This is a genomic window from Saccharothrix sp. (assembly GCF_031180885.1).
Classification (GTDB): Bacteria; Actinomycetota; Actinomycetes; order Mycobacteriales; family Pseudonocardiaceae; genus Actinosynnema.
In genome coordinates, this window is record NZ_JAPSLK010000103.1 from 1 (window position 1) to 12,030 (window position 12,030).

Genomic DNA, 12,030 nt, shown 5'->3' on the forward strand with positions numbered 1-12,030 from the left:
CTCTCCGTGAGCGAGGGGAAGCGTGTCCCCGTGCTCTGTCACGCAGGCCAGTATCCGCCAAATCCGTCCGCGACGCGACAGCCGTCCGCGCATAACGCACAGTCACCGCGCGCGACGGATAGCTGAGGCCCCGATCACAGACCTACCGTCCCACACCAACCCGAGACACCGGGAGGTGCGATGCAGGGAAAGACCGCAGTCGTGACCGGCGGCGCGACGATCATCGGCCAGGCCGTGGTCCGCGCGCTGCACGCGGCCGGGGCCAACGTGGTCATCGCCGACATCGACGACGTCGGTGCGAAGACGGTGGCCGCAGAGCTCGGCCCGAGCGTGCTGGCTGAGCACACCGACATCACCGACGACGAGGCGATCGCGCGGTGCGTCGCCACTGCGGCAGGCCGGTTCGGCGGGATCGACATCCTGGTCAACCTGGCCTGCGCCTATGTGGACGACGGCGCGGAGTCCACTCGCGACCAGTGGACGCGGGCGCTCGACGTCAACCTGGTGAGTGCGGCGATGTTCACCAAGGCCGTGCGCCCGCACCTGGCCGCCCGCGGCGGTGGCGCGATCGTGAACTTCACGTCCATCTCGGCGAAGGTCGCGCAGACCGGCCGCTGGGTCTACCCGGTGAGCAAGGCCGCACTGGTGCAGCTGACCCGCAACATGGCACTCGACCTGGCCCCCGACGGCATCCGCGTCAACTCGGTCAGCCCGGGGTGGACGTGGTCGAAGGTGATGGACGAGCTCAGTGGTTCCGACCGGGCGCGCACCGACCGGGTCGCCGCGCCGTTCCACCTGCTCGGCCGGGTCGGCGACGCCGAGGAGGTCGCCGCCGTCGTGGCGTTCCTCTGCTCGGACGCCGCCTCCTTCGTGACCGGGGCCGACTGGGCCGTCGACGGCGGCTACTCCGCCATGGGCCCCGAACAGGCAGTCCCCGCCATCCCGCAGCTCAGCGACCCCCGGAGGTAACCCCATGCGCTCCATCACCATCGTCGGCGCGGGCCAGGCGGGCCTGCAGCTCGGCATCGGCCTGCTCGACCACGGCTACGACGTCACGATCGTCTCCAACCGCACGCCGGACGAGATCCGGACCGGCAAGGTCATGTCCAGCCAGTGCATGTTCGGTGGTGCGCTGGCCCGCGAGCGCACGCTGGGCTTGAACCTGTGGGACGACGCGTGTCCGCCCGTCGAGGGCATCTCGGTCACCGTGCCCGACGGCGCGGGAGGGAAGGCCATCTCCTGGGCGTCGCGGCTGGACGTGGCCGCGCGGTCGGTGGACCAGCGGGTGAAGATGCCCGCCTGGATGAACGAGTTCGAGCTGCGCGGCGGCAAGCTGGACTACACGGACGCGGGCGTCGAGGACCTGGAGTCGTATGCGCGGTCGTCGGACCTGGTGATCGTGGCCGCCGGCAAGGGTGAGATCGCCCGGCTCTTCGAACGCGACGCCGAACGCAGCACCTACGACGCGCCGCAGCGGGCGCTCGCGCTGACCTACGTCGCCGGCATGCGGCCGCGCGAAGAGCACTCGGCGGTGTCGTTCAACCTCATTCCCGGTGTGGGGGAGTACTTCGCGTTCCCCGCCCTCACCACGACCGGCCCGTGCGAGATCATGGTCTTCGAAGGTGTGCCGGGTGGTCCGCTGGACTGCTGGGGTGAGGTCCGCTCGCCGCAGGAGCACCTGGAGAACTCGTTGCGCATTCTCCGGCAGTTCCTGCCGTGGGAGGCCGAGCGCTGCGGTGACATCGCGCTGACCGACGACAACGGTGTGCTCGCCGGCCGGTTCCCGCCGACCGTGCGCAAGCCCGTCGGAGTGCTGCCGTCCGGCGCCACCGTGCTGGGCCTCGCGGACGTGGTGCTGCTCAACGACCCGATCACCGGGCAGGGCTCCAACAACGCCAGCAAGTGCGCGGCGTCCTACCTGTCCAGCATCCTCGAGCACGGCGAGCGGCCGTTCGACCGGGCGTTCATGCAGGAGACCTTCGAGCGGTACTGGGACTACGCGCAGTACGTGGCCGCGTGGACCAACGCGCTGCTGGCCCCGCCTCCTCCGCACGTGCTCGACCTGATCGGTGCCGCCGGCACGCATCCGCGCGTCGCCCGCCGGTTCGTCAACGGCTTCGACGACCCGCGCGACTTCTTCCACTGGTTCATGGATCCCGCTTCCGCGCAGCACTACCTCTCCACCGTTGGAGGACAGTCATGACCACACTCACGGAGCAGCCGTTGCGAGCTTTTGGTCCTCGTGACTTCCGGGCCGCGCTGGGACGTTACGCCACCGGCGTCACGGTGATCACGACCCGCACCCCCGACGGGCGGCTCATCGGCGTCACCGCCAACTCGTTCACCTCGGTGTCCCTGGAGCCGCCGCTGGTGTCGTGGTGCCCGGCCAAGCGCGCGCCCAGCCTGCCCGACCTGCAGCGCGCCACGCACTTCGCCGTCAACGTGCTCGCCGCGGACCAGCACCACCTGTCCGGGCAGTTCGCCACGCCCGCTCCGGACAAGTTCGCGGGCGTGCCGATCACCGACGGCCTGCGCGGTGTGCCCCTGCTCGACGGCGCGCTCGCCCGCTTCGAGTGCCGGACCGTGCGGTGGGTGGACGCGGGCGACCACCTGATCTGCCTCGGCGAGGTCGAGCGCTTCGACACCGCCGACGGCGAACCGCTGGTGTTCCACGCCGGCGCGTACCACGTGGCGGCACGTCACCCCGAGTACTGAGGCGGTCCGCCGTGATCCTGCCTCCGATCCAGTACCTGCGTCCCGCCACGCCGGCCGACGCCGTCGCCACCTTGTCCGAAGTGGACGGAAGCGTCGTCCTGGCAGGCGGCCAGACACTGCTCAACGTGCTCAAGCTCGACCTCGCCCATCCCGCGGCGCTGGTCGACGTGCACCGCATCGACGCCTTGCGCGGTGTCCGGCACACCGAGGACAGCGCACTCGTCATCGGTGCCGCCACGACCTACGCCGAGCTGGCCTCGTCGCCGGATGTGCGGCGGACCCACCCCGAGGTGGCCGACATGGCGGCGGGCCTGGTCGACCGCCAGGTCCGCAACCGCGGCACCATCGGCGGCAACTGCTGCCTCAACGACCCGACGAACAACTTTCCGCCGCTGCTGGCGGCCCTCGACGCCCGCTTCCGGATCCTCGGCGTCGCGGGAGAACGGGTGCTGCGTGCCGACGAGTTCTTCCTCGGCACTCTGACCACGGCAGTGGGCAGGGCGGAGTTGCTCACCGCGATCGAGATCCCGGCGCTGCCGACGGGCTCCGTGGTGGCGCACGAGCACCTGCAGGTGGGTGCGGACTCGTGGGCACTGGCCCGTGCCGTCGTGCGGCTCGACGTGACCGATCATGTGGTCACCGACGCCCGTGTCGTGCTCGGGGCTGTTTACGGATCGCCACTGAGACTGTCCGACGTGGAGCGGATGCTCGTCGGTTCGGCGCCGGCCGCCCTCCCCGAGGTGGAGCTCGACTTGGACACGGCAGACGACGTGCACGGTTCGGCGGCCTATCGCCGTGAGATGGCGGAAGTCCAGCTGCGGCGCGCCGTGCGTGCCGCGGTGGAGAGGAGCGGGCGATGACCGAGATCAACGTGATTGTCGACGGCAAGCAGGAGACCGGGGCGGTGCAGGACCGGACGCTGCTCGTGCACTGGCTGCGCGACTCGCTCGACAAGCGCGGCCCGAAGATCGGGTGTGACACCGGCAACTGCGGCGCGTGCACTGTGCGGTGGGACGGTCAGCTGGTCAAGTCCTGCATGGTGCTGGCAGTGCAGGCCGACGGCGGCACCGTCGAGACGGCCGCCTCACTGTCCGAAGAGGACGGATCGCTCAATCGCCTCCAGCAGTGCTTCAAGGACCACCACGCGCTGCAGTGCGGTTACTGCACCTCCGGGATGCTCATGACCGCGACCGACTTCCTGTGCTCCGGTGAGCCGGTGACCGAGGAGGCCACGCGGCGGGCGCTCAAGGGCAACGTCTGCCGTTGCACCGGCTACCACAACATCGTGCGGGCCATCCGCGCCGCAGCCGAGGAGACGCCGTGACCTCAGACCAGCTCACGCGCCCGGCGGTGCGGTTCACCGGAAAACCGATGCCCCGCAAGGAGGACGACCGGCTGCTCAAGGCGCAGGGGGAGTTCGGTGACGACACTCCTGTCGCCCATCTCGCCTACGTCGTCTTCGTGCGATCCCCATACGCACACGCCCGCATCACCTCGATCGACGTGTCCGCCGCTGAGCGGGTGGACGGCTACCTCGGCTGCCTGCTGCCCGACGAGGTCGAGCAGCTGACCGAGCCCTACGTGGAGCTGCAGGGACCGCCCGCCGACGTGGAGGTCGACCGCTGCCTCGCCTCCGGTGGTGTCGTGCGCTTCTCCGGCGAGCCGGTGGTCGCGGTGGCGGCCTCGTCACGGGAGGCGGCGCGGGACGCGGCGGCAGCTGTCGTCGTCGACTACACGCCTCTGCCGCACGTGGTCGACGCCAGGAGCGCTGTGCTCCCCGACGCGCCACAGGTGCACGAGCAGATCGGTTCGAACGTGGCGTTCGACGCGCTCTACGACTGGGGCGACATCGATTTCGCCCTGGAGAACGCCGACCACGTGATCGAGGTCGACGAGCTGCACTTCCACCGGTTCTCCTCGACTCCGCTGGAGTGCGGCGTGGTCACCGTCGAGTACGACGCCGGCGTCGACACGTTCACCTTCACCGGCGGGTTCGCCACGCCACAGCTCGCGACGTTCAACCTGGCGGTGGCGCTGCGGCACCCGGCGAACCGGCTGCGCGTGCTGAGCAAGGACTTCGGCGGCTCGTTCGGCGTCAAGCTCAACACCCACATCCCCGCGACCGCGGCGGCACTCCTGGCCCGCAAGCTCGGCCGGCCGATGCGCTGGACCGAGACCCGCAGCGAACACCACCTCATGGGCGGGCACGGCAACGAGAGGTGGTTCCGCGACGTCAAGATGGCCGTGCAGTCCGACGGCACCGTGCTCGGCCTGTCCTACGACGCGCTGGACGACGTCGGCGCCTACACCCGGTACGAGCCGCTCGGCGGCGTGATCTGGACCCAGGTCGCCAACGCCTGCTACCAGCTCAAGCACCTCAAGGTGCGCTACCGGTCCATCTACACCAACAAGGGCCCGGTGCACCCCAACCGCGGGTACTCCCGGATGCAGCACATGTGGCTCGTCGAGCGGATGATGGACATCGCCGCGCACAAGCTCGGGTTCGACCCGGTCGAGTTCCGCCTGCGCAACTACGTCCAGCCCGACCAGTACCCCTACACGACGGTCAACGGCTGCGTCTACGACTCGGGTGACCTGCCGCTGTCGTTGCGCAAGGCCCTCGACCTCATCGACTACCCCGGCGCCCGGCGGCTGCAACGCGAGCTGGCGGGCACCGGCAAGCGGATCGGCATCGGCATCGGGTCCACTTTGGACTCGGGGACGAACAACTTCGCCCAGGCCCGGCTGCTCAACGCCCACCTGCCCTTCGGCGGCAACACCGAGGGCGCGCTGGTCCGGCTGGGTGCGGACGGCTCGGTCTACGCGACCACCGGCGGCGTGGCGTTCGGACAGGGACACGAGACCACGGTCGCCCAGGTCGTCGCGGACATGCTCGGCGTGGCCTACGACCACGTGCACGTGCAGCGCGGCAGCGACTCGTCGTTGTCCGCGCAGACCGGCTTCTCCGGCTCCTACGCGTCCCAGTTCGCAGTCACCGGCATCGCCGCGATGATCAACGCCACCAAGCGGCTGATCCGGGAGATCTCGCTCGTCGCCTCGTCGGTGCTGAAGTGCGAGCCCGAGGAGATCGAGCTCGCCGACGGCGCCGCGCGGGTGCGGACCGACCCGGAGCGCGCGCTGCCGCTGGCCGCGGTCGCGGGCATCGTGCACTTCTCGCCGGTCGACCTGCCCCCCGAGGTGGCCGAGGAGGTCGGACTCGTGGCCAGGTCGGTGTACCGGGCCCCGTTCGAGCTGCCCGACCTGGACCGCAAGTACGGCAACCTCACCCTCACCTACGCGACCCAGATCCACGCCTGCGTGGTGGAGATCGACGAGGAGACCGGGCACACGAAGCTGCTGCGCTACGCGATGGTCGACGACTGCGGCACACCGATCAACCCCATGGTGATCGAGGGCCAGGTGCACGGCGCGACCGTGCACGGCATCTCCGCGGCCCTGTTCGAGCACTTCGCCTACGACGAGCACGGACAGCTGGCGGCCGGCAACTTCTACGACTACCACGCCGCCACGGCGCTGGACCTGCCGAGCTTCGGCTACGACAGCGTCGTGAGCCCCTCCCCGTTCACCCCGATCGGCGCCAAGGGCATGGGGGAGGGCGGTGGTGCTCCGTTGCACGCGCTCAGCGCCGCGATCCAGGACGCCATCGGCACCCAAGGCATGGTGCTCGCGTCCTTCAACCCGCCGGAGCGGGTGCTTCAGCTGCTGCGCGGCCTCGACGCCGAGAAGGTGCAGGTGCTCCGATGAACCTGAGCGGTCGCTTCGAGACGTCGGCCGCCGCGACGGCGCTGCTCGCGTTGCACGGAGGCGTGGACGCACTCGCCGCGGTGCCCACGCTGAGGGACGTCCGGCTCGACGGCTCAGGCAACGTGCGCGCGGTTTTCACACCGCGCAGCACCTTCGTGCCCATGCCGTTCTCCATCACCGTGGCAGTCCAGCAGGCAGGCGCCGAGGGTGTGGTCCTGTCGGTGCACGGCACACGGGGTCCCACGGCGGTCGACGTCATGCTCGTACTCGGATTCACGCCGGGTCCACAAGGGACGTACGTCTCCTGGGCAGCGGACGTCGCCATCCGCGGGCCTGCGGCCACAGTCGGACAACGCGTGGTCCGCGACCTCGTGTCGTCCGCGCTCGAAGAAATCCTCCACGACACCGCCGCCGTTGCCTGAAGGAGATCCGGTGCCCTCGATCGACCTGCACGTACATCTCGCTCCCGCGCTGGACGGCGTCGCCGAGACAGGACCACCCGCCCTGCACCGGCCGGACGAGGCCGATGCGTACCTCGATCGGGCCGGCCTCGACCTCGCTGTCGTGTCCGTCCCACCGCCGTTCTTCCGCCAACCCGCTCCCGAGGACTGGGTGCGCGCACTGAACGACGGCCTCCTGCGCGCGGTGGAAGGACGTCCCCGCCTGCGTCCGCTGGCCTATCTGCCGCTCGAGGACCCGGGCCTCGCCAGGCGGGAGTTCGACCGCGTCGCGGCCGACCCGCGGTTCGCGGGTGTCTGCGGGGCCGCGGGCGGGGCATCGGTGAGCCTGGCCGACCCGCGGTTCGAGCCGTTGTGGGGTGCGCTGTCCGGCCGCCTGCTGCTCCTGCATCCCGGTGCCTCGCCCGACGATCGGCTCGACGACTTCTACCTGCACAACCTGCTCGGCAACCCGGTTGAGACCGCGGTCGCGGCGGCGCAACTGGTCTTCGGTGACGTCCTGGCCCGGCACCCGGAGCTGCGTGTGCTGCTCGTGCACTGCGGCGGATGTGTGCCCGCGGTGGCCGGCCGCTGGCAACGCGGGCTCGTCACCTCCCGCCCCGGTGTGCCGAGGACCGTCGAAGCGCCGCTGAGGGCGCTGCGGCGGATGTACGTCGACTGCCTCGCGCACGACCCGGGACTCGTGGACCAGGCCGTGGAGGTGTTCGGCGAGGACCGCCTCGTCCTCGGCAGCGACTGGCCGTTCGCGATGGGTACCGACGATCCTCGCCTGCAGATCGCCCACCGCGGACCCGCTTTCGTCGAGCGGGTGTCGACGACGAACGCCGTGCGGGCGCTGGGCTCGCACATCGGACAGACGCCGCGTTTGCCGCATGTCGCCTGTGACGGCTGACACGTAGCGTCGTCGTCACCAGCACTTCCACCTCCGATCAGGCGGTGATCCTCATGTTCGAGACGACGACGGGCCTCAGCTGCCGGGCAGTGGCAGTCCTCCGGGCGATCCGATGCGGACGCGTCCAGGTGAGCCTGAGCAGCGAGCCGGATTTCCTGGTCGACGGGCTGGCGTTCTGCGACCAGCCCTCGGCACGCGCCTTGATCCACGCCGGTCTGGTGCGTCCGGCGCGTCCCGGCCGGATCGGCGACTTCGTGGCGGCGACGCTGACCGACACCGGTCACGTCGTGCTCGCGGACGCGGACCAGAGCCTGCGCGGCTCCGTCGCGTGAGTACGGGTCGGTCGGAATCGGGTGTAGTGCCTCCGTGGCAGGCTGTTGATGGTGGCGTGGCGTGGCCTGAATCGCGAAGACCACGACAAACCACCACTTCGGCGAGGTAGGCGTCAGTCGTGTCGGGCCACGCCTGGAGCATGGTGCCGATGGGGTGGTCGTCGGGCGGCGCTCGGGCTCGTACTCCAGGCTGAACATCAACCGGTAGCGGCGGGGCATGTCGATGGCGAACCTGCGGTAGGCGGTGACGATGGCCCGCACGCGCCCCCAGGGGTCCGCGCCTGCCGTGGCGGAGTGGAGTCGCACGACACGCCGACTTCGGTTGCGCACTCCGCCGCCGTGTTCGCTGCGGCGATACGGAGTGTCGCGGCACCCGCCTTACTTGCGGTGTCATCGCCGCGGCCGTCCCGTTCCGGTCCGCGTGGTCGTGCCCGCCCGTGCGCTTCGACCACGCGGACCACGACGTGGACTCAGAATCCGGAGAGCCGCTTCATCACTGCCCGGTGCACGCGACTCGGAGTGCGGTTGAGCACGCCGATGACGATGTGGTTCTTGCGGGTGTCGACCTTCCAGTGGACGCGCGTCCGGTCGTGCACGGCGCGCAGGATGGTCCCGGCCACGTCGGACGCCGTGAGGTTGATGCCGATCGAGTCGACGATGTCGCCTCCCGCGGCCGCCATCATCGGGGTGTCGACGAAGTTGGGCATGATGTCGCAGACGTGGATGCCGTGGCGCTCCCACTCGATGTTCATCGCCTCGGTGAAGCCGCGGACGAAGAACTTGCTCGCCGAGTACGTCGCTTCGCTCGGCACGCCGTACTCCGCCGAGCGCGAGCACATGTTCACGACCTTCGCCGCGCGACCTGCGGCCAGATACGGGAAGGCTGCGTAGGTGCAGTTGAGGACGCCGTGAACGTTGACCCGCAGCACCAGCTCGTGCTGCTCGAGCGTCAAGTCCTCGAACCTGTCGATGAAGGCGACACCGGCGTTGTTGAGCAGGACGTCGAACGCGCCGCCGTGGGCGCGGGCGAAGGCGGCGAGCACGTGGTTCACTTCGTCCTTGTCGGTGACGTCCATCCGCTCATAGGCGTGCCTGTCGCCGAGTTCACCTTGCAGCGCCTTCAGGGCGGTTTCGTCGACATCCGTGGCGCACACGATCCAGCCTTGGCGGGCGAAGCACCGGGCGGCTTCCGCTCCGATTCCGGCGCCGGCGCCGGTGATGACGATGGTGCGGGACATGGTGCGTCCTCCGTGGCGGGTGGGTGGGGTGTCGGGCGATCAGGCGAAAACGCCGTCGAGGAAAGCGGCTTGCTCGCCGACGAAGGTCTCGAACAGTTCCCCGGTGTAGGGCTCGAAGTGCCCGGTTTCGTGGATGGCCAGCGTGACGTTCGGGTTGCGGCGGGCAGCCTTGATCGCCGCGAGTGGCGGGGTGGTGCGGTCGCTGGAGCCGACCTGGACCAAGGCGGGAATCTCCAGCCGGCGCAACGCCTTCCTGGGCGAGTACAGACCGACCCGCAGCGCGAAACGGGCGGCGACGCGCTGGTCGAACGACAGGCCCGGTGGCACCAGCGCCAGGTACCCCTGGGCCTCGGGCGCGGTCATGAGGGCGAGCGAACCAGGCGGTCCGGACGCAGGCACGTAGTGCGGAGACCTGTGCAGTAGCGCGCGGCCGGCGTCGAGCACGCCGTGCCCGGCCAGGCGGAGCGACTGCCGCGGTCCCAACGCGAGTGTGGAGGCGAGCCCGTCGACGTGGGGAACCTGCGCTATGACGGCCGCCGACCGCAGCTTCGCCGCCACGGCGAGGACGTGGCCGCCGGACAGCGACGACCCCCACAACGCGACCCGTCCGGAGTCGACCTCCGGCAGGCTCCGGGCGAAGCGAACCGCCGCCGCCCAGTCCTCGTGCTGGCGTCGGATGTCCAGCAGTTGCCGCGGCGTGCCTGCACTGGCACCGAAGTGGCGGTAGTCGAACACGACCACGTGGTAGCCGGCCATGGCGAAGCGCTCGGCGTAGGCGTCCAGGCGCATCTCCTTGACCCCGGCCAGACCGTGGGCCATGACGACGCACGGCGCGGGCTCGTCTCGGTCGGTGCGGTAGAGCCAGCCCGCGCAGCGCTCACCTCCTGATGTGAAGGTGATGTCCCGGCGCGCGGGTTTGCGGGCGTCGCTGGAGGTCATCGATTCGCTCCTCGGCACTGAGGCGGTACGCCGAAAACGGTGCCGGGAGCAGGCCGCCCGTGTCTCGACTTCCTACGACAAAAACTTGACTTCAGACGACAGCGGTCGGTCTTGCCCGCGGGTGCGGACCGCCCGCGCGCTCTCTCCGAACCAGCGGCGGCACGAGCGGCTCAGGCAGCTCTGCTCGGAGTAACCGAGCAGAGCGGCGATGTGGCCGAGCGGAAGGTCCGACTCCAGCAGGTACCGCTCCGCGCGTTCGCGACGCACCTCGTCCACCAGCTGTTCGAAGGTCATCCGGTGGTCGCCCAGTCGGCGTTGCAGCGTCCGCGGGTGGAGTCCCAGGTGGGCGGCGATCGTTTCGATTCCCGTGCCGCCGGTGGGCAGGCTGCGCGACACGAGGTGCCGCACCTGGGTCAGCAGGCGGCCGGCGCGATCGGTTGGCGCGGCGTCGAGGTAGTGCTGGACCAGAACAGCGAGCTGCGCATCGTCGGCGAGGCGCCGGGCGAGCTCGGACGCGTGGAAGTCGAAGCCGCAGAAGTCCTGGTTGGCCTTCGGGCGACAACCGAAGAACTCGATGTAGCGGCGCGCCGGGGAGATGGCGGTGTGGGGGAGCGACACCGCGACCGGCCGGAACTGATCGCCGATGAGCATCCGGAGCACGCGGAGGGTGACACCGAGGGCGAGCTCGTTCGTCTGCGCCCGCCGTACGGGCGAGGACGCCAGGATGGTGAAGCGGAACCGCACCGTCCTGGCGTCCAGCTCGTCGAAGTCGATCCGCAGAGCGGGGCTGTACACCGCGAGATACCGGGCGAATCCCCGCAGTGCCTCCCCGACCGTGGCGGCATGACGCGCGATCAGAGCGACCGGCCCCAGGATCTCGACACCTTGTCGTTCCGACAGCCGCAGCCCGAAATCCGGGCACGCCAGTTCAGCCGCCGCCGTCTCGATGGCTCGCACCACTGATGGGAACGGAAGGAACGCCTCCGAATCGCCGATCAGCGCCGGATCCAGGCGCAATCGCCGCAGCGCCGCCGAGCTGTCACCCCCGAGCTCGTCAACGAGCTCGGGGAAGCCCTGTAGCGCGCCGGCCCGGATGAGGTCCATGACTCGCAGTATCGCTGGTCACAGCTTCAGCGGAGCGGTAGCGGCGCGAAGACGTGGTCCTGCCGGAGCCGGCGCGACCGCTCCTGCGGGCAGGCTCTGACCGCCGACTCGCCGGCGAACACCTTGGTCAGGCGCTGCTCGGTGGCATAGCCGGACCAGCCGGGCTCGCCAGTGTGGGGGAACGCGGTCCAGGCCCCGCGCGACTTCGCCGACACACCGGGCGGCGGGCCGCGGGATCGTGGTCAGGCGTCCACACGTCGACCGTCAGCCAGTCATCCCCGGCAGTGATGTCACCTGCCGGCCTTCAGGATCGATCCGACGACGTATTTCGTCAGGTTGCAGAACGCGAGGACGGGTCCGCGGAGGTGTTCGAGGTGTCTGTTGATCGCCCCGGTCGGTCCGGTGGAGGTGCCGGGCGGTCGGCGTGGTGCCGGTGCGCAGGCGGGTGATGTCCTGGACCGGGGGAGTCCGTAGAAGGCGCGGTACTCGCGGCTGAACTGGGTCGCGCTGGTGTATCCCACGGTGTGGGCGACCTGGGCGGCGGTGGCGTCGCCGGCCAGCAGTTGACGCCTGGCCGACAGCAGCCG

Annotated in this window: 13 protein-coding genes; 9 read left to right on the top strand and 4 right to left on the bottom strand. The window is 70.1% G+C overall.

The annotated features are described in order from the left end of the window. Positions 1 to 180: 180 nt before the first annotated feature. The 9 genes from RIN75_RS43130 (at position 181) to RIN75_RS43170 (ending at position 8,162) form a co-directional block, all read left to right on the top strand. On the top strand, positions 181 to 969 hold the full coding sequence (locus tag RIN75_RS43130; RefSeq protein WP_309117902.1) for an SDR family oxidoreductase: 789 nt from the start codon (positions 181 to 183) through the stop codon (positions 967 to 969). A 4-nt stretch (positions 970 to 973) separates the two neighbouring features. Beyond that, on the top strand, positions 974 to 2,203 hold the full coding sequence (locus RIN75_RS43135) for a styrene monooxygenase/indole monooxygenase family protein (protein ID WP_309117903.1): 1,230 nt from the start codon (positions 974 to 976) through the stop codon (positions 2,201 to 2,203). Continuing rightward, complete coding sequence (locus RIN75_RS43140; RefSeq protein WP_309117904.1) at positions 2,200 to 2,715, top strand: flavin reductase family protein; 516 nt, start codon at positions 2,200 to 2,202, stop codon at positions 2,713 to 2,715. The genes RIN75_RS43135 and RIN75_RS43140 overlap by 4 nt, the downstream gene beginning before the upstream one ends. Positions 2,716 to 2,726: 11 nt before the next feature. Beyond that, on the top strand, positions 2,727 to 3,575 hold the full coding sequence (locus RIN75_RS43145) for an FAD binding domain-containing protein (RefSeq protein ID WP_309117905.1): 849 nt from the start codon (positions 2,727 to 2,729) through the stop codon (positions 3,573 to 3,575). After that, positions 3,572 to 4,039: a 2Fe-2S iron-sulfur cluster-binding protein gene (locus RIN75_RS43150; RefSeq protein WP_309117906.1), complete on the top strand. Its 468-nt coding sequence runs from the start codon at positions 3,572 to 3,574 to the stop codon at positions 4,037 to 4,039. The genes RIN75_RS43145 and RIN75_RS43150 overlap by 4 nt, the downstream gene beginning before the upstream one ends. Beyond that, positions 4,036 to 6,480 carry a xanthine dehydrogenase family protein molybdopterin-binding subunit gene (locus RIN75_RS43155; RefSeq protein WP_309117907.1) on the top strand — a complete coding sequence of 815 codons (2,445 nt, stop codon included), beginning with the start codon at positions 4,036 to 4,038 and terminating at the stop codon, positions 6,478 to 6,480. The genes RIN75_RS43150 and RIN75_RS43155 overlap by 4 nt, the downstream gene beginning before the upstream one ends. Further along, complete coding sequence (locus RIN75_RS43160; RefSeq protein ID WP_309117908.1) at positions 6,477 to 6,902, top strand: SRPBCC domain-containing protein; 426 nt, start codon at positions 6,477 to 6,479, stop codon at positions 6,900 to 6,902. Before RIN75_RS43155 ends, RIN75_RS43160 begins: the two co-directional genes overlap by 4 nt. 10 nt (positions 6,903 to 6,912) lie before the next feature. Next, positions 6,913 to 7,830 carry an amidohydrolase family protein gene (locus RIN75_RS43165; protein ID WP_309117909.1) on the top strand — a complete coding sequence of 306 codons (918 nt, stop codon included), beginning with the start codon at positions 6,913 to 6,915 and terminating at the stop codon, positions 7,828 to 7,830. A 128-nt stretch (positions 7,831 to 7,958) separates the two neighbouring features. Further along, a complete protein-coding gene (locus RIN75_RS43170; protein WP_309117910.1) occupies positions 7,959 to 8,162 on the top strand; it encodes a hypothetical protein in 204 nt (67 codons plus the stop codon). Between the two features lie 470 nt (positions 8,163 to 8,632). On the opposite strand, the gene RIN75_RS43175 is transcribed toward RIN75_RS43170, so the two are convergent. From RIN75_RS43175 to RIN75_RS43190, 4 genes are all read right to left on the bottom strand, one after another. Then, positions 8,633 to 9,400, bottom strand: coding sequence for an SDR family oxidoreductase (locus RIN75_RS43175; RefSeq protein WP_309117911.1), 768 nt, complete (start codon positions 9,398 to 9,400; stop codon positions 8,633 to 8,635). Between the two features lie 39 nt (positions 9,401 to 9,439). After that, positions 9,440 to 10,339 (bottom strand): alpha/beta hydrolase, encoded by a 900-nt coding sequence (locus tag RIN75_RS43180; RefSeq protein ID WP_309117912.1) that lies wholly within the window; start codon positions 10,337 to 10,339, stop codon positions 9,440 to 9,442. Between the two features lie 72 nt (positions 10,340 to 10,411). Beyond that, complete coding sequence (locus RIN75_RS43185) at positions 10,412 to 11,443, bottom strand: AraC family transcriptional regulator (RefSeq protein ID WP_309117913.1); 1,032 nt, start codon at positions 11,441 to 11,443, stop codon at positions 10,412 to 10,414. Between the two features lie 290 nt (positions 11,444 to 11,733). Continuing rightward, positions 11,734 to 12,030: helix-turn-helix domain-containing protein (locus tag RIN75_RS43190; RefSeq protein ID WP_309117914.1), on the bottom strand; the 297-nt coding region annotated here is incomplete at its 5' end.